Here is a 15,905-nt window from a genome sequence, read left to right on the forward strand (position 1 = left end):
TATTTGCACGGAGAATCGAATGTCGCGCATCACGTCGATCGAACAACTCGAGGCGATTTACAGCGGTGTTGCCGAGGCATCGACGGCCAAGGTCACCGACCGAATCACGCCGGAATATCGCCGCCTGATCGAAGGCTCGCCGTTCGTGACCCTGGCGACATCCGGCCCGGAGGGGCTCGATTGCTCGCCGCGCGGCGATCTGGCGGGATTTGTCCGCATCCATGACGATCGCACCTTGATGATCCCCGACCGCCGCGGCAACAACCGGGTCGACTCGCTGCGCAACATCGTCCGCGACCCGCGCGTCGCGCTGCTCTTCCTGATCCCGGGCGTCAACACGACGTTCCGCGTCAATGGCCGCGCCTTCCTCGATACGGACAGGGCATTGCTCGACAGTTTCGCCGTCGAAGAAAAAACGCCGCGATCGGTGATGGTCGTCGAGGTGGAGGAGGCCTATTTCCAGTGCGCCCGCGCCTTGATCCGCTCCGAACTTTGGAATCCGAAGAATCATCGCTCGCCGAAAGAGTTTCCGACCCCCGGCCAGGTTCTCGCCGCTCTCAGCGAAGACCGTGTCGGCGGCGAGGCCTATGACCGCGAATGGCCGCAGCGTGCAGCCAAGACCATGTGGTAGATCAAAGCGCCTTGTTGTCGATCGCAATTTCCATGCGGTCGGCGGCGAAGCGGGTCTTGGCATATTCGACCGGACGGCCATCCATATCGACATTGATCGCAGTCGCAACGAGCACGATCGCCCCCGGCGACAGTTGCAGGTGGCGCAGGTCGTCGGCATCGGCATGTCTTGCCGCGATAATCGTCGACTTGCGCAGATAATCGTCTATTCCCGCAGCCTTGAGCGCAAATGTTATCGATCCGGATGAACGATAATCCTCGGCGGCGTTGGGCACGCGCGCCGCATCGAACCAGGCCGTCGAGCAGGTGACAGGGTTGCCATCCGCCGTGTGCAGCGTGTCGATGCGGATTACGTCTCCTTTCGGCATGCCAAGCGCCGCGGCAATTTCGGGCGTCGCCGCTTCGGTGCGGTAAGAGAGCAATACGCCCTTGGTCTCGCGCACCTGCGTTGCGAGTATCTGCGAGAACCGCGTGCGCTCGCCGATGCGGTAGATCAACTTGCGGCTGTTAGCGACAAATGTGCCTCGCCCTTGCTCGGCGCGCAACACGCCTTCCTTCGTAAGCGCGGCAATTGCGCTTCGGATGGTGTGGCGATTGACGGAAAATCGCGCGGCCAGTTCGATTTCGGGGGGCATGCGTGCGCCACTCGCCATTCTCCCCGCCGTGATGTCGCCGCGGATCTGGTCGGCAATCTGCCGCCAGATGGCGACACCGCTGTTTCGCGTAATGAATCGCGCTGAAGTCACGCTTTGTCATGCTCCTGTCATTGACCATCCCTATAGATGGATTTATTGTCTAGTTGTATAGACGAATAGACAAGTTTGAGCGAGGTGTCAATGACCAAAGATTTTCAGGAAATGCCGGCGACCGTCGATGCCGGGCGCAAGGCCGCCATGGCATTGCTCGCCCAGGCGACCGCCGATGAGATGAACCGCTTCTGGTCGGTCTGGACCGACAAGCCGGCAGTCGAGACCTTGCGCGGGCCCGAAACGGGCCTCGTCATGGTTCGTGGACGCATCGGCGGGTCGGGGGCTCCGTTCAATCTCGGGGAAGCGACTGTGACCCGCGCGACCGTGCGGCTCGGCAGCGGTGCCGTCGGCCACGCTTATGCGCTCGGTCGCCAGGGCGAAAAGGTCCGCCTTGCCGCCGTCTTTGATGCGCTTTGGCAGGACGATGCCCAACGCGACGTGGTCGAAACGTCCGTCCTTGCGCCGATCGCGCAGCGGCTCGACGAGGAACTGAGGATCAAGCGGGCCGAGACGGCAGCAACCAAGGTCGATTTCTTCACAATGGTGCGAGGGGAAGACTGATGCGCACGAATACTCAGGTTTTTGAGGGCGGCTTTGCCAATCCGGTCATGGGATCGCAGCAGATTTTCCGGGCTCTGATGGATGCCATGGCCAATCCCGGCCGCGTCTTTGACGTGCCGGAACTCGTCGTAGCGCCGGCGCCGTTGACGCCAGTAATGGCGGCGATCGCCGCCACGCTGTTCGATCACGATGCCACGGTCTGGTGCGACAAGTCGATCAGCGCCTCGAAGGAAGCCATCGGCTGGCTGAAATTTCATACCGGCCTCGAACTCGTCTCCGATCCGGCGGCTGCGCAATTCGCGCTGGTGAAAGACGTCGCCGCAATGCCGTCCTTCGAAGCCTTTGCCAAGGGAACGTCGGAATATCCCGACCGGTCGACGACGGTGATCTTGCAGCTCGATGGATTTGAGGGCGAGAACGTCCTCACCTTCCGTGGACCCGGTATCAAGGATACGCAGGACTTCGCGCCGAGCCAGCTGCCGAAAATGTTCATCGATCAATGGACGGGCAATCGCGCCGCCTTTCCGCGCGGCATCGATCTGATCTTTGCCGGACGGGAAGCGCTCGCCGCCTTGCCGCGCACGACGCGCGTTGCGAAGAAGGAGGCGTAAGACCATGTATGTTGCAGTCAAAGGCGGCGAAACCGCCATCCGCAATGCCCACAGGCTTCTTGCCGACAAGCGCAGGGGTGATCGCTCCGTGCCGTCGATCCGGCTCGACCAGATCGTCGAACAACTGGCACTCGGCGTCGACCGCGTCATGGCCGAGGGATCGCTTTACGACCTCGAGCTTGCGGCACTCGCCATCAAGCAGGCGCGGGGCGACATGATAGAGGCGATCTTCCTTGTCCGCGCCTATCGCACGACGCTGCCGCGTTTTGGCTATACGATTCCCGTCGAAACCGCGGCAATGGCGATAGAACGGCGCATCTCCGCAACGTTCAAGGATCTGCCGGGTGGACAGTTGCTCGGGCCGACATTCGATTATACGCACCGCCTGCTCGATCCGGAACTCGCCGCCGATGCCGCGGTCGAAGCGCCGGAGGAGCGGGTGGAGGAAACGCACGAGCCTGCGCCCCGCGTCACCGACATTCTCGGCCATCACGGCATGATCGAGACGGATGGCGAGTTGCCGGAAGGGACAGCGCCTGGCGATCTGACCCGCGAGCCGCTGGCGTTTCCGCTTGAGCGCGATCTGCGTCTCCAGGCGCTTGCCCGCGGCGATGAGGGTTTTCTTCTCGGTCTCGCCTATTCCACACAGCGGGGCTATGCCCGCAGCCATCCCTTCGTTGGCGAAATCCGCATCGGCGAAGTCGAGGTCGAACTTGAAGTCGCGGAACTCGATTTCCCGCTGACGCTCGGGCGCATCCGCCTGACCGAATGCCAGATGGTCAACCAGTTCAAGGGTTCGGCGAAGCAGCCGCCGCAGTTTACCCGCGGCTATGGCCTGGTGTTCGGCCAGAGCGAGCGCAAGGCGATGTCGATGTCGCTCTGCGATCGCGCATTGCGGGCGAGGGAGCTCGGCGAGGATATTACCGCCGCCACCCAGGACGAGGAATTCGTCATTTCCCACAGCGACAATGTTCAGTCGACCGGCTTTGTCGAGCATTTGAAGCTGCCGCACTACGTGGATTTCCAGGCCGAGCTCGACCTGGTGCGTCGTATGCGGGCCGAACACGAACGCCGCGACGTCCAGGAGGCAGCAGAATGACCGAACTCGCAACATACAACTTTGCCTATCTCGACGAGCAAACGAAGCGGATGATCCGCCGCGCCATCCTGAAAGCCATTGCCATTCCGGGCTACCAGGTGCCTTTCGCCTCGCGCGAAATGCCGATGCCCTATGGCTGGGGCACGGGCGGCGTGCAGGTGACCGCGGCAGTCATCGGACCCGATGACAGGCTGAAGGTTATTGACCAGGGTGCCGACGACACCACCAACGCCGTATCGATCCGCGCTTTTTTCCAGAAGACTGCAAATGTCCGTGTCACGACCAGCACAACGGAAGCAACGATCATCCAGACGCGGCACCGCATCCCGGAAACACCGCTCACCGCAGGCCAAATCCTGGTTTATCAGGTGCCAATCCCCGAACCCCTGCGCTTCCTCGAGCCGCGCGAGACGGAAACCCGGAAAATGCATGCACTCGAAGAATACGGCCTGATGCATGTGAAGCTCTACGAGGACATCGCCCGCCACGGCCACATCGCGACGACCTATGCCTACCCGGTAAAGGTCGAAGGGCGCTATGTCATGGACCCGTCGCCGACGCCGAAGTTCGATAATCCGAAGATGCATCGCTCGCCAGCGCTGCAACTATTCGGTGCAGGACGAGAAAAGCGCATCTACGCGGTTCCGCCCTACACGGAAGTCGTCAGCCTCGACTTTGAAGATCATCCATTCGAAATCCAGAGCTTTTCCGAGCCCTGCGCGCTGTGCGGCGCCAGGGGTACCTACCTCGACGAGGTGATCCTCGACGACAAGGGCGGCAGCATGTTCGTGTGCTCGGATACGGATTTTTGTGAAGACCGGCAGGCGCATGGCCATCGCGGCCATCTTTCGGCCAATCCGGCGGAGGCAGCAGAATGAGCGATACACCACTTCTCAAAGTCAACGCAGTTTCGAAATTCTATGGAAGCCGGATCGGCTGCCAGAATGTCTCGTTCGAACTGTGGCCGGGCGAAGTGCTCGCCATCGTCGGCGAATCCGGTTCAGGCAAGACCACGCTTCTGAACTGTCTGGCGACCCGGCTTGCGCCTTCGGCAGGTTCTGTCGAATACCGCATGCGGGACGGCCAGTTCCGCGATCTTTACCGCATCAGCGAAGCCGAGCGGCGGTTGTTGATGCGCACCGACTGGGGCTTCGTGCACCAGAACCCGGCCGATGGCTTGCGCATGACCGTCTCGGCCGGCGCCAATGTCGGCGAGCGGCTGATGGCGGTCGGCGACCGACACTATGGCCGCATCCGCTCGACCGCGACCGATTGGCTCGGGCGGGTGGAAATCGCCGCCGACCGCATCGATGACGAGCCGCGCGCCTTCTCCGGCGGTATGCGCCAGCGCCTGCAGATCGCGCGCAACCTCGTAACCAACCCGCGCCTGATCTTCATGGACGAGCCGACCGGTGGGCTGGACGTGTCGGTGCAGGCGAGATTGCTCGACCTTTTGCGGGGCCTCGTCAGCGACCTTGGCCTTGCGGCTATCGTCGTCACCCATGATCTTGCCGTCGCGCGGCTGCTTTCGCACCGCATGATGGTGATGAAGGACGGTCATATCGTTGAAACCGGCCTTACCGACCGGGTCCTCGACGATCCGCAAGCGCCTTACACCCAGCTTCTCGTTTCATCCATCCTGCAGGTCTAGGAGAAGATCATGCCAACGCCTCTCGTTGTCTCCGATGTCGCCAAGAGTTTCACCATGCACCTGCGTGACGGCATCCGCTTGCCGGTGGTCACCAACGTGTCATTCTCGATCAAGGCCGGCGAGTGCGCCGTTCTTGGCGGCCCTTCCGGCGCCGGGAAGAGTTCGATCCTGAAAATGATCTACGGCAATTATGCCGTGGATCAGGGCCAGATCATCGTTCCCTACCGCGACCGCCTTGTTGACATCGCCTCGGCCGATCCGCGAACCATGCTCGGTATCCGCCGCGAAATGGTCGGCTATGTTAGTCAATTCCTGCGTACCGTGCCCCGCGTTTCGGCGCTTGACGTTGTCGCCGAGCCGCTCGTCGCCCGCGGCGTCGATCGCGGCGAAGCCCGCGACAAGGCGGCGGTGCTGCTCTCGGGACTCAATCTCCCCGAACGGCTCTGGGCGCTGCCGCCCGCCACCTTCTCCGGCGGCGAACAGCAGCGCGTCAACATTGCGCGCGGCTTCATTACCGATCATCCAATCCTGCTGCTCGACGAGCCGACAGCATCGCTCGACGCCAGGAACCGCAGCGTCGTTGTGTCTATGATCGAGGCCAAGAAGGCGGCGGGCGTCGCCATGCTCGGCATCTTTCACGACGAGGACGTGCGCGAGGCCGTTGCCGACCGGATCATCGATGTCACGGCGTTTTCCACCGCAGGCGGAGTTGCGGCATGACGAAACTCTCGGAAACGCCACTGATCCATCCGACGGCGAGCGTCGAAGGCTGCGCGTTCGGCCGCTATACTGAAGTTGCCGAGCGCTGCCGCCTCAGTGAATCGAGCTTCGGCGACTATTCCTACATCATGCAGGACGGATCTGCCTGGTGCGCCAAGATCGGCAAATTCGCCAATATAGCGTCGAGCGTTCGCCTCAACGCGCCCAACCATCCGACGTGGCGGCCGACGCTGCACCATTTCACCTATCGTTCGGGCGACTATTGGGACGATGGCACGGTTGACGAGCAATTTTTCGACTGGCGGCGCACCAATACGGTCACGATCGGCCATGATGTCTGGATCGGCCATGGCGCGACCGTGCTGCCGGGCGTCACCGTTGGCGACGGCGCGGTAATCGGGGCAGGGGCGGTGGTCACGAAGGACGTCGACCCCTACACGATCGTTGGCGGCGTTCCGGCACACAAAATTCGTGATCGTTTCGACCGAAAAAGGGCTGAACAACTGCAGTTCGTTGCCTGGTGGGATTGGGACCACGCTAAGTTGCGCTCTGCGCTCGATGATTTTCGCTCGCTCTCCATCGAGGCGTTCCTTGAGAAACACGCGGTCTAAATCGAACGAGCGATAGGGTTAACGGACTGACATCAAGTTGTCATTCGGCTGCAACAAAAACGACATCGCACGTTCACATCCGTGTCCTAGGACAGTGCAGCGCCAATAGGGACCTGCTTATGCTGAAGATTGAAAACGTGACGCGCCGCTTTGGCAAGTTCACTGCCATCGACGATGTCAGCCTGGAGATTCCCCAGGGTCAGATGGTAGGCATCATCGGCCGTTCCGGCGCCGGCAAGTCGACGTTGCTTCGCATGATCAACCGTCTCGTCGATCCCTCGGAAGGTGCGATCCTTTTTGAAGGCACCAACGTGGCGCAGTTGAAGGGCGCCGCCTTGCGTAACTGGCAGCGCGATTGCGCCATGATCTTCCAGCAGTTCAATCTGGTGCCGCGTCTCGACGTTCTGACCAATGTTCTGCTCGGTCGCCTCAATCATCGCTCGACGATCAAGAGCCTGCTCGGCATGTTTTCGCGCGAGGAGCGTGCGATGGCGATTGCGGCGCTGGAGCGCCTCGACATCGCGAAGACCGCGTTACAGCGGGCCGGAACGCTCTCCGGGGGCCAGCAGCAGCGCGTCGCGATAGCCCGTGCTCTAATGCAGAATCCCAAAGTTGTTCTTGCCGACGAGCCGATCGCCTCGCTCGACCCGCGCAATGCTCAGGTGGTGATGGAGTCGTTGCGCGACATCAATGAGCGCGAGGGCCTGACGGTCATCACCAATCTGCACACGCTCGATACGGCCCGCCATTTCTGCCAGCGTATCATCGGCATGCAGGGAGGCAAGGTTGTCTTTGACGGCGGACCCGACGATCTCACCGAACTTGCCGCGCGCCGCATCTATGGCGCGGACGGCATGAAGGATGCTTTTTCGGAAGCAATCACTTCCACAAGTATCAGCCGCGGCACACCCAAGCCGATTTCAGAGCTGGAGGCCGTTCTGGCTGCGCGTTGAGCGCACCGAGATCGGCTCGCCCACGATACGGGCCACTAATGAAACTGATCGCAAACTCATATCGACGTTTGACAGGAGAGAACTATGTTCAAGAAAGCCCTTCTTAGTGCAATCGCAATCGGCGCCATGCTGGCCGGTTCGATGGCGCGTGCCGAAAACCTCGAAACATTCCGCATCGGTCTGATCGGCGGCGAAAACGAAGCAGACCGCCTGCGCAACTACCAGTGCGTGGTCGACCAGTTGCCCAAGGTCCTCGGTGTCAAGGAAGTCAAGCTCTTCCCGGCAACCGACTATGACGGCGTCATTCAGGGTCTCCTCGGCGGCACGCTCGATGCTGCTGAACTCGGTGCATCCGGATATGCCAAGATCTATCTGACCAATCCGAAGGCAGTCGAACCGATCCTGACCGACGTCCAGACTGACGGTTCGACCGGCTATTATTCGATCATGATTGCCCGCAAGGACAGCGGCATCAAGACTCTTGCCGACATGAAGGGCAAGAAGCTCGGCTTTGCCGATCCAGATTCCACCTCCGGCTACCTCATCCCCGTTACCTCCCTGCCGAAGGACATCCATGCCTCGGTCAAGGATTACTTCGGTGAAACCGGGTTCGGCGGCGGTCATGAAAACCTCGTTCTTGCCGTCAAGGACGGCAAGTTCGACGCCGGCACGACCTTTGGCTCGGGCGTCGGCAAGTTCGAAGAGGGATACTCTTCCGGCAATCTGCGCAAGATGGTCGACAAGGGCCTGATCGACATGAAGGATTTTGTCGAACTGTGGAAGTCGCCGCTTATTCCGAACGGTCCGACCGTTGTTCGCTCATCGATGAACAAGGACACGATCGCCAAGTACAAAGAATATCTGATGAACCTGCCGAAGACCGATCCAGCCTGCTTCGCCGCGGCTTCTTCGACCGGTGGCGACCGCAAGGGCTACACGGAAGTTAACGCGCAGTTCTACCAGCCGATCATCGACGCCCGCAAGGCGCAGATCGGCGGCTGATAGCCATCCAATGATCACGGCCAGTTCCCTCAAGGTTCTGGCCGTGAATTTTTTGTGCTCACTAAGGATCGGTTGATGAGCCAGGCTACGACCACCACGCTGTCGCCCGACGGTATCGAGATAGAACGCCACTGGCTGGAGCTTGCGACGCGCCGGCGTGCCTATTCATGGCTGATCGGCATTGGTCTGCTCGTGGCGGTCGCCGGGTCCCTGTGGTTCGCCAACGACTCAAACGCCGGCAAGTTCTTCGACCGTCTGCCGCACTTCTTCGAGTTTGCGGGCGATCTCGTTCCGCGCGACGGCTGGGAAGTGTGGCGCGCCTTGTTCGATCTGCCGTCACCCTATTACGACGGCAGCCTTAAATACGACTATCCGGAAGGCCGGGTCTATCTGTTCGGCGGGTTCTACTTTCCGGAGTATTTCCACAAGATGCTGCAGACCCTCAATATCGCAATCCTGTCAACACTTGTCGGCTTCATCTTCGGCTTCCTGCTCTGCTTCCTTGCCGCCAAGAACCTCGTCAAGAACCGGCTGATCCGCGGAGTTGTGCGCCGGACGATGGAGATCCTGCGCGCGTTCCCAGAGATCGTTATCGCCGGCTTCTTCGCCGCAATCCTCTCGCTCGGCGCCATACCCGCCATGTTCGCCGTGGCCATCCATACGATCGGCGCGCTCGGCAAGCTTTTCTTCGAAGTCGTCGAGAATGCCGACATGAAACCGGATGAGGGTTTGCGCGCCGCCGGCGCCAACTGGTTCGAACGGGTCGGTTTCGGCATCGTGCCGCAAGTGATGCCCAATTTCATGTCCTATGCGCTGCTTCGCCTTGAAATCAATGTGCGTGCCTCGACGATCATCGGCGCGGTCGGCGGCGGCGGCATCGGCGAGGAACTGCGCCTGTCGATCGGCCGCGGCCACCAGGCAAAGACGCTTGCCATCGTCCTTCTGCTGCTGGTGACCATCATCGCCGTCGATCAGTTTTCCGCCTGGCTGCGCCGCAGTCTCGTCGGCAAGCAGGCTTTCGCCTTTGGAGGCAAACAGTCATGACCGCCCTGTCCGCTGCCGCCATTGCCGATTACGAAAGCCGTCACCCGGAGGTCTTCAACCCGCCTGTGTGGAAGCGCTTCCTGCCGCTGTTCATCGCTGCCGGCATCGTTCTTTACGTCGTCTACTGCTGGTGGTTCTTTTCGATCGGCACCGTGCTCGCGAGCGGGCAGTGGCAGCGCGCCGAAATCTATGCGCGCGACTGGGTCTCCTACGCGGTCAGGGCGACCGTCAAGATGAGCCCGGAGGCGACAACGGTTTCCTATCCGCGCTTTTCCGAGCTTGGCAACAATCCCAATCCGGATTGGGTGATCAAGAATGGCAATGACGTGTCGATCCGCTTCGGCTCCAGCAAGTCGCTCGATATCAACGCCCAGCGCGTGATTGCGACGCGGGGAAGCGAAAGCCTGACGATCCTTCTCGAACCGAACGGCGCCAAGCCGCAAGGGACCTTGCCGAAATGGGCACAGCTGAAGGAGGACCAGGTTACGGTGAATTTCGGCTTTGCCGGGCAGGCGGATATTATTCCCGAGCGTGTCGTGGTGAGCCGGCGCTTCCTCGGATGGGCCAATTTCGTCTTCGATACCGCATCGCCGTTCTGGGGCAAGTCGTTCGGCGAAGTGATGTCGATGATCAGCAGCGGCGAGCGCATCAAGCCTGAGATGTCGAATGCAGCGCTTGCCTTCGACAATATCTGGTACAATTCATCGTGGCAGCATGGCGACGTTTGGACCAAGCTCCTGCAGACAATCGTCATGGCCTTCGTCGGCACCTTGCTTGCAACGATCATCGCGTTTCCGCTCGCGTTCGTTGCGGCCCGCAACATCATGCCGAATTTCTTCGCCAACCAGATCACCAAGCGCTTCTTCGATTTCCTGCGCTCGGTGGACATGCTGATCTGGGCACTTTTCTTCACCCGCGCCTTCGGTCCGGGGCCGCTTGCCGGTATCGCCGCGATCTTCTTCACCGATACGGGCACGCTCGGCAAGGTCTATTCGGAGACGCTGGAAAACATCGATGACAAGCAGCGCGAGGGTGTCAAATCCGTGGGTGCATCGCCGGTGAACGTGCAACGCTATGGCGTCGTGCCGCAGGTCCTGCCGGTATTCGCCAGCCAGGCGCTGTACTTCTGGGAATCGAACACGCGCTCGGCGACGATCATCGGCGCCGTCGGTGCGGGCGGCATCGGTCTCAAGCTGTGGGAGGCGATGCGCACCAACACCAACTGGCATAATGTCGCCTATATGGTCGTGCTCATTCTCATCGTCATCTTCATCTTCGACAATATTTCCAACGCACTGCGCTCGCGCCTGACTGGAAAGCAGCACTAGATTGTCGATCCGCAGATCCCAAGTGATACAAAGCTTGTCATAATTGGAGCGTAACGCGAGACTGTTTTTAGGGAATCACACTGACATGCGCTATGCGATCTACTTCACGCCGCCGGCGAGCGACCCGCTTCTCAAAGTCGCGGCGAATTGGCTCGGCCGCAATGCCTTCAGCGGGCAAGCGGTGAAGGTCCCGCATATTCGCGGGCTCGATCCGGCGGACTTCGCGCAGCTTACCGACTCGCCACGCCGCTACGGTTTCCATGCGACGCTGAAAGCGCCTTTCCGTCTGGCGGAGGGGTTTGAAGAGCGCGAACTGCTTTCCGCCATGATGCATTTTGCCTCCTCGGTCGATCCGGTCGAGATTCCAAAACTTGAAATTCGCTGCCTTGGCGGTTTCTTCGCGCTTGTTCCCAGCGAGCCGCTTGACCGCCTCAACCAGTTGGCCAACGATATCGTTGTCGCCTTCGATCGCTTCCGCGCCGCTCCAAGCGAGCAGGAGATCAAGCGGCGCAATCCCGATGCGCTTTCGGTATCAGAGCAACGCAATCTCGAACAGTGGGGCTATCCCTACGTGTTCGAGGAGTTCCGTTTTCACATGACCCTGACCGGTCCGGTACCGGAGGCCGACCAGCCAAGAATTGAGCGCATCCTCGGTGAATTCCTCGAGCCGGTTCTCGAAGAGCCGGTCGAGATCAACAATCTTGCTCTATTTACCGAGGCCCAACCCGGATCTCCTTTTGAAATCAACTCACTGCACCCGCTTGCTGGAACGAACCGTAGAAAGTCTGCCTGAAATGTCCGCCGAACTGATCTTGAATAATGCGAAAATCGTCCTCGAAAACGAAGTCATCACCGGTTCCGTCCTGGTGCGTGACGGCAAGATAGCCGACATTGCGGAAGGAACGGCATCCGGCGGCGAGGATTTCGGCGGCGACTATCTCATACCCGGCCTGGTGGAACTCCATACCGATCACCTCGAGGGGCATTATCTCCCGCGCCCGCGGGTACGCTGGAACCCGATCGCGGCTGTCCTTGCCCACGATGCGCAGATCGCCACCTCCGGCATTACGACTGTTCTCGATGCGCTGCGCGTCGGCATGGATGAGGATGCGGACCTTTCGGCGCCGGAAATGCGCAAGCTCGGCGACGCAATCGAGAACAGCGTCCATGAGGGCCGGTTGAGAGCCGATCACTATCTGCATCTGCGCTGTGAAGTCTCGGCGCCGGATTGCCTTGAGAGCTTTCAACTGTTCGAGAATGACAGCCGCGTGCGGCTCGCATCGTTGATGGACCATGCGCCGGGGCAGCGCCAGTTCGTCGATATCGAAACCTACGCCTATTATTACCAGCGCAAGCTGAAGCTCAGCGACCGCGATTTCCAGTTGTATTGCGAGAAACGCATGGGCGAGTCCGCGCAGTATTCGGGGCCGCAGCGCGAGGCGCTGGCAGAAAAATGCCGCGCGCGTGGCATCGTTCTCGCCAGCCACGACGATGCGACGCAAGCGCACGTGGACGAGGCCATAGAGCAGGGCATCCACGTTGCCGAGTTTCCAACGACGCTCCAGGCGGCGGCTGCGTCCAAGCGCGCCGGCCTTGCCGTCCTGATGGGTGCGCCCAATGTCGTGCGCGGCGGTTCGCATTCCGGCAATGTCTCGGCGCGCGAACTCGTGGAGCATGGTTATCTCGACATTTTGTCGTCCGACTACATTCCGTTCAGCCTGATCCAGTCGACCTTCATGCTGAGCGAGACCGCGGACAGCATATCGCTGCCGGATTCGGTGCGCCTCGTCACCAAGAACCCGGCTGAGGCGGTTGGTTTTGACGACCGCGGCGTCATCGAGATCGGCAAGCGCGCCGACCTCGTACGCGTTCGCGTCGATGAGCACATTCCCGTGGTCCGCACTGTCTGGCGCGAAGGCCGCCGGGTCGTATGATGGCCGCCGCAATGATCGAACGCGCACTCGAATTGGGGTCCGCGCCGTTGCGCAACGGCGCCTTCGTTGCCGTTGTCGGGCCGAGTGGTGCCGGCAAGGATACGATTATCGACTATGCCCGCGCTGCGCTCGCCAACGAGCCGGGATTCCATTTCGTCCGCCGCGTGGTCACCCGGCCCTCGGCGGTCGACGCGGAGGACCACGATACGCTGAGCGAGGACGCGTTTTTGACGGCCAAGCGCGAAGGAGCGTTCTGCCACGACTGGTTCGCCCATGGGCTTTACTACGGCTTGCCGAAATCAGTCGATCACGAGATCGAACGGGGCGGGGTCGCGATCGCCAATGTATCGCGCGGCATTCTCCCCGATCTGAAATCGGCCTACGCCAATTTCCTGGTGGTCCATATCACGGCGTCGCCCGAGGTTCTGGCGCATCGCCTTGCGGCACGCGGGCGCGAAAGCGCCGAGGAGATCGAGCGTCGCCTGGCGCGGGCCGCGCCCAATCCATGCGATCCGGAAAATGCCGTCACCATTGACAATTCAGGTCCGGTCGCCGACGCGGGCGATGAACTTGTCGCGCTGTTGCGAAAATCGGCAGTAGTCGCTGCGGTTTCGGACCAGATTTGATTGCAGCTTTGTCGTAGAGGTATCCGGAGGCGTTTGCCTCCGGATTTTTTGTGTCAGGCGATCAGAAATTCCGCTGGAAGCGGACGATGCCACCGAGGGCATCGTCGTTGACGAGTGTGCCGTCGCCCTGACGGAAGTCCTCGAACTTGGTGTAGTTGATTTCCGGCGTGATCGTGAAACCAGGTACAAGTTCGTAGGCAACATTGAGGGCAAAGGCGTAGGTCCCCTCAGATGCGTACGCACCCTGACCGTTGACCGTCGCCTTGTCGGAAAGCTTTGCAGCAAAACCGGCCCAGGCGGCCCAGTCGCCCTGCCACGGCGTCAGGAAGTTGCGTTCCTCGCGCGTGGAGTCGTAGTCGGACTGGTAGGCCCCCATGCCCCAGACCTTGAACGTATCGGTGATGTTAACATCGAGGCGCGCCTTGGCGGCAAAGGCCTCGACGTTGGAATCGTAGCCGACGATACCGGACAGCGTTCCCCAACCCTGCTCGTACTTGGCGCCGGCCATGACATGCGGCATGTAGTTGTCGATGACATAGTCGGGATAATCGTCGTGCACCGAGCCCTGTTCAGCGGCGACGATGGCCGAGAAACCGTCTGCCCCTGTGAACGTGTAGCTCACCTGGTTGCTCTGCCAGCTGTTGTAGTTGATCACATCGTCATTGATGATATCGCCGGCATAGCCGTTCCAGGCGCCAAAGATTTCATCGGCAACGCCGACACGGAAGCCGCCGAGCTCGATGAACGCCTGCGGGAGGCTGGCGCCGTCATCCGAACCATCGGTAAAGTCGAAGCGCGACTGGATGTAGGAACGCAAAGTGCCGAGTTCGGTCTCGGAACGGGCGTCGAAGCGAACCTCGGCGCGCGTGTGCTTGGCCCAAGTGTCGAGCGGGCCGCCATTATAGACGTCGTCACCCCCCTGTGCGTCATAGCGGACATAGCCGCTTACCTTGAGGCAGGTTTCCGTTCCCGGAATATAGAAGAAGCCCGTGCCATAAGCATCGCAAACCCGCACATATTCGACGGGTTCGGGTTCCGCCACGACAACCGCGTCGGCGGCGCGTGCTCCTGAAACTGCAACCAGCGCTGCAGCGGAACCAAGGAAGAAGCTCTTTATTCGCATTATCGGTTCTCCGATCAAGTTGATACCAAAGCTCGTGTCCCCGCAGCAGGGATATTCCTGTTCGTTTGATCACGCAAAATCGATATGCAATCGAACCGCCGGTTCGGAAATCGCTGTTGCGGTTTTGACACGCGGGGTAATGACTTGGTTTCGTCGGGGCGCAATTGCCCAAACAATAGGGCTTTGCGTAACACGATAAAGAATTAGGCAAAATTAGACTTTAGTCTCTGAATTGGATGTCCCGGAGTGCATTAACGGCTAAATCCGCCTGGTTTTCATACATGTTCATTGTATATCGATGTATTAAGACGATCAGTCTTAACGAATTCAGGTTGATTCAACCGAGGGAAAAACTTTGCTGTTCCATGGTCTGTCCGCATTTCCGATTACGCCTGCAGATGAGAGCGGGCACGTTAACGTCGAATCGCTTTGCAGGCTGCTGGAGCGGCTGGAGCGCGCCGGCGTCGATTCTGTCGGCCTTCTCGGCAGTACCGGTTCCTACATGTATCTTTCGCGTGCTGAAAGACGCCGGACGATCGAGGCGGCGAGGGAATGTCTCGGCGGGCGGGTGCCCGTCATCGTCGGCGCCGGCGCCTTGAGGACGGGCGACGCCGAGGATCTCGCGCGCGACGCCAAGCGTGCGGGTGCAAACGGCCTTCTTCTCGCCCCGGTCTCCTATACCCCGCTGACCGATGACGAAGTGCTTCAGCATTATAGTGGCGTCGCCGGCGCCACCGATCTTCCCCTGTGCGTCTACAACAATCCGGGCACCACGCATTTTACGATCAGCAATGCCCTGCTCGCACGCATGGCCGCGGTACCGAATATCGTGGCAGTGAAAAATCCCGCGCAGCCTTTACCGGAGATGCGAGCGGTGCACCAAGCGCTTGAGGCCCAACTCCCTGTCGGGTTTGCCATTGGCTATAGCGGCGACTGGAATGCGCCGGGGGCGCTGCTTGCCGGCGGGGCCGCGTGGTACAGCGTGGTTGCCGGGCTGCTGCCGGTACCATCGCTGAAACTGGCGCGTGCTGCAAAGGTCGGTAATGTCGCCGAGGTCGAGCGCATCGATGGCCTATTCGCGCCCCTCTTTGCCTTGTTCAAGGAGCTTTCGAGCTATCGGGTGGTTCATGCCGCGGCAAATGCCATGGGGCTTGCGACCACAAAGCCGCCGCTGCCCATCTTGCCGCTTTCCACCGCCGATCAGGACCGCATCATGACGGCAATCAGCGCATTGGATGCGGTTTGAGCCTTGTCCAGCGCTGA

General features: G+C 60.5%; 18 protein-coding genes. 16 read left to right on the forward strand and 2 right to left on the reverse strand.

Features of this window, described 5'->3' with window-relative positions; all coding sequences use genetic code 11:
• The first annotated feature begins 19 nt into the window (after window positions 1-19).
• Entirely contained in the window at window positions 20-631 is a 612-nt protein-coding gene (locus tag BLR72_RS04080) for a pyridoxamine 5'-phosphate oxidase family protein (RefSeq protein WP_091945350.1), read from the forward strand.
• A 1-nt stretch (window position 632) separates the two neighbouring features.
• On the opposite strand, the gene phnF is transcribed toward BLR72_RS04080, so the two are convergent.
• On the reverse strand, window positions 633-1,376 hold the full coding sequence (phnF, locus tag BLR72_RS04085) for a phosphonate metabolism transcriptional regulator PhnF (protein WP_091945353.1): 744 nt from the start codon (window positions 1,374-1,376) through the stop codon (window positions 633-635).
• 90 nt (window positions 1,377-1,466) lie between these two features.
• Between phnF and phnG the strand changes: the two genes are divergently transcribed.
• The 14 genes from phnG (at window position 1,467) to phnN (ending at window position 13,519) form a co-directional block, all read left to right on the forward strand.
• Window positions 1,467-1,940 (forward strand): phosphonate C-P lyase system protein PhnG, encoded by a 474-nt coding sequence (gene phnG, locus BLR72_RS04090; protein ID WP_091945356.1) that lies wholly within the window; start codon window positions 1,467-1,469, stop codon window positions 1,938-1,940.
• Window positions 1,940-2,551, forward strand: a complete 612-nt coding sequence (phnH, locus tag BLR72_RS04095; RefSeq protein WP_091945359.1) for a phosphonate C-P lyase system protein PhnH — start codon at window positions 1,940-1,942, stop codon at window positions 2,549-2,551. Before phnG ends, phnH begins: the two co-directional genes overlap by 1 nt.
• Window positions 2,552-2,555: 4 nt before the next feature.
• Complete coding sequence (locus tag BLR72_RS04100) at window positions 2,556-3,650, forward strand: carbon-phosphorus lyase complex subunit (RefSeq protein ID WP_091945362.1); 1,095 nt, start codon at window positions 2,556-2,558, stop codon at window positions 3,648-3,650.
• Window positions 3,647-4,528, forward strand: a complete 882-nt coding sequence (locus tag BLR72_RS04105; protein WP_091945365.1) for an alpha-D-ribose 1-methylphosphonate 5-phosphate C-P-lyase PhnJ — start codon at window positions 3,647-3,649, stop codon at window positions 4,526-4,528. Before BLR72_RS04100 ends, BLR72_RS04105 begins: the two co-directional genes overlap by 4 nt.
• Window positions 4,525-5,301: a phosphonate C-P lyase system protein PhnK gene (gene phnK / locus BLR72_RS04110; RefSeq protein WP_027231736.1), complete on the forward strand. Its 777-nt coding sequence runs from the start codon at window positions 4,525-4,527 to the stop codon at window positions 5,299-5,301. The genes BLR72_RS04105 and phnK overlap by 4 nt, the downstream gene beginning before the upstream one ends.
• 9 nt (window positions 5,302-5,310) lie before the next feature.
• Window positions 5,311-6,021: a phosphonate C-P lyase system protein PhnL gene (gene phnL, locus BLR72_RS04115; RefSeq protein ID WP_027231735.1), complete on the forward strand. Its 711-nt coding sequence runs from the start codon at window positions 5,311-5,313 to the stop codon at window positions 6,019-6,021.
• Window positions 6,018-6,632: a DapH/DapD/GlmU-related protein gene (locus BLR72_RS04120; RefSeq protein WP_091945368.1), complete on the forward strand. Its 615-nt coding sequence runs from the start codon at window positions 6,018-6,020 to the stop codon at window positions 6,630-6,632. The genes phnL and BLR72_RS04120 overlap by 4 nt, the downstream gene beginning before the upstream one ends.
• 119 nt (window positions 6,633-6,751) lie before the next feature.
• Complete coding sequence (gene phnC / locus BLR72_RS04125) at window positions 6,752-7,585, forward strand: phosphonate ABC transporter ATP-binding protein (RefSeq protein WP_091945371.1); 834 nt, start codon at window positions 6,752-6,754, stop codon at window positions 7,583-7,585.
• A gap of 84 nt (window positions 7,586-7,669) precedes the next feature.
• On the forward strand, window positions 7,670-8,587 hold the full coding sequence (gene phnD, locus BLR72_RS04130; protein ID WP_091945374.1) for a phosphonate ABC transporter substrate-binding protein: 918 nt from the start codon (window positions 7,670-7,672) through the stop codon (window positions 8,585-8,587).
• A gap of 72 nt (window positions 8,588-8,659) precedes the next feature.
• Window positions 8,660-9,631, forward strand: a complete 972-nt coding sequence (gene phnE, locus BLR72_RS04135) for a phosphonate ABC transporter, permease protein PhnE (protein ID WP_175492297.1) — start codon at window positions 8,660-8,662, stop codon at window positions 9,629-9,631.
• Window positions 9,628-10,959 carry a phosphonate ABC transporter, permease protein PhnE gene (gene phnE / locus BLR72_RS04140; protein ID WP_091945379.1) on the forward strand — a complete coding sequence of 444 codons (1,332 nt, stop codon included), beginning with the start codon at window positions 9,628-9,630 and terminating at the stop codon, window positions 10,957-10,959. The genes phnE (BLR72_RS04135) and phnE (BLR72_RS04140) overlap by 4 nt, the downstream gene beginning before the upstream one ends.
• An 85-nt stretch (window positions 10,960-11,044) precedes the next feature.
• On the forward strand, window positions 11,045-11,752 hold the full coding sequence (locus BLR72_RS04145; RefSeq protein ID WP_091945382.1) for a DUF1045 domain-containing protein: 708 nt from the start codon (window positions 11,045-11,047) through the stop codon (window positions 11,750-11,752).
• Between the two features lies 1 nt (window position 11,753).
• Window positions 11,754-12,893 (forward strand): alpha-D-ribose 1-methylphosphonate 5-triphosphate diphosphatase, encoded by a 1,140-nt coding sequence (locus BLR72_RS04150; RefSeq protein ID WP_091945387.1) that lies wholly within the window; start codon window positions 11,754-11,756, stop codon window positions 12,891-12,893.
• A gap of 11 nt (window positions 12,894-12,904) precedes the next feature.
• Entirely contained in the window at window positions 12,905-13,519 is a 615-nt protein-coding gene (gene phnN, locus BLR72_RS04155) for a phosphonate metabolism protein/1,5-bisphosphokinase (PRPP-forming) PhnN (protein WP_348271819.1), read from the forward strand.
• 61 nt (window positions 13,520-13,580) lie between these two features.
• On the opposite strand, the gene BLR72_RS04160 is transcribed toward phnN, so the two are convergent.
• Window positions 13,581-14,642, reverse strand: a complete 1,062-nt coding sequence (locus BLR72_RS04160; RefSeq protein WP_091945393.1) for a porin — start codon at window positions 14,640-14,642, stop codon at window positions 13,581-13,583.
• A gap of 355 nt (window positions 14,643-14,997) precedes the next feature.
• On the opposite strand from BLR72_RS04160, the gene BLR72_RS04165 reads away from it, so the two are divergent.
• Window positions 14,998-15,888 (forward strand): dihydrodipicolinate synthase family protein, encoded by an 891-nt coding sequence (locus BLR72_RS04165; RefSeq protein WP_091945396.1) that lies wholly within the window; start codon window positions 14,998-15,000, stop codon window positions 15,886-15,888.
• Window positions 15,889-15,905 lie beyond the last annotated feature (17 nt).

Source organism: Phyllobacterium sp. YR620 (genome assembly GCF_900104165.1).
GTDB lineage: Bacteria > Pseudomonadota > Alphaproteobacteria > Rhizobiales > Rhizobiaceae > Phyllobacterium > Phyllobacterium pellucidum.

Bases quoted from the DNA above. Each gene is read 5' to 3' on its own strand.
- BLR72_RS04080 (WP_091945350.1), top strand. From the start codon at position 20: ATGTCGCGCATCACGTCGATCGAACAACTCGAGGCGATTTACAGCGGT.
- phnG (WP_091945356.1), top strand. From the start codon at position 1,467: ATGACCAAAGATTTTCAGGAAATGCCGGCGACCGTCGATGCCGGGCGC.
- phnH (WP_091945359.1), top strand. From the start codon at position 1,940: ATGCGCACGAATACTCAGGTTTTTGAGGGCGGCTTTGCCAATCCGGTC.
- BLR72_RS04100 (WP_091945362.1), top strand. From the start codon at position 2,556: ATGTATGTTGCAGTCAAAGGCGGCGAAACCGCCATCCGCAATGCCCAC.
- BLR72_RS04105 (WP_091945365.1), top strand. From the start codon at position 3,647: ATGACCGAACTCGCAACATACAACTTTGCCTATCTCGACGAGCAAACG.
- phnK (WP_027231736.1), top strand. From the start codon at position 4,525: ATGAGCGATACACCACTTCTCAAAGTCAACGCAGTTTCGAAATTCTAT.
- phnL (WP_027231735.1), top strand. From the start codon at position 5,311: ATGCCAACGCCTCTCGTTGTCTCCGATGTCGCCAAGAGTTTCACCATG.
- BLR72_RS04120 (WP_091945368.1), top strand. From the start codon at position 6,018: ATGACGAAACTCTCGGAAACGCCACTGATCCATCCGACGGCGAGCGTC.
- phnC (WP_091945371.1), top strand. From the start codon at position 6,752: ATGCTGAAGATTGAAAACGTGACGCGCCGCTTTGGCAAGTTCACTGCC.
- phnD (WP_091945374.1), top strand. From the start codon at position 7,670: ATGTTCAAGAAAGCCCTTCTTAGTGCAATCGCAATCGGCGCCATGCTG.
- phnE (WP_091945379.1), top strand. From the start codon at position 9,628: ATGACCGCCCTGTCCGCTGCCGCCATTGCCGATTACGAAAGCCGTCAC.
- BLR72_RS04145 (WP_091945382.1), top strand. From the start codon at position 11,045: ATGCGCTATGCGATCTACTTCACGCCGCCGGCGAGCGACCCGCTTCTC.
- BLR72_RS04150 (WP_091945387.1), top strand. From the start codon at position 11,754: ATGTCCGCCGAACTGATCTTGAATAATGCGAAAATCGTCCTCGAAAAC.
- phnN (WP_348271819.1), top strand. From the start codon at position 12,905: ATGATCGAACGCGCACTCGAATTGGGGTCCGCGCCGTTGCGCAACGGC.
- BLR72_RS04160 (WP_091945393.1), bottom strand. From the start codon at position 14,642: ATGCGAATAAAGAGCTTCTTCCTTGGTTCCGCTGCAGCGCTGGTTGCA.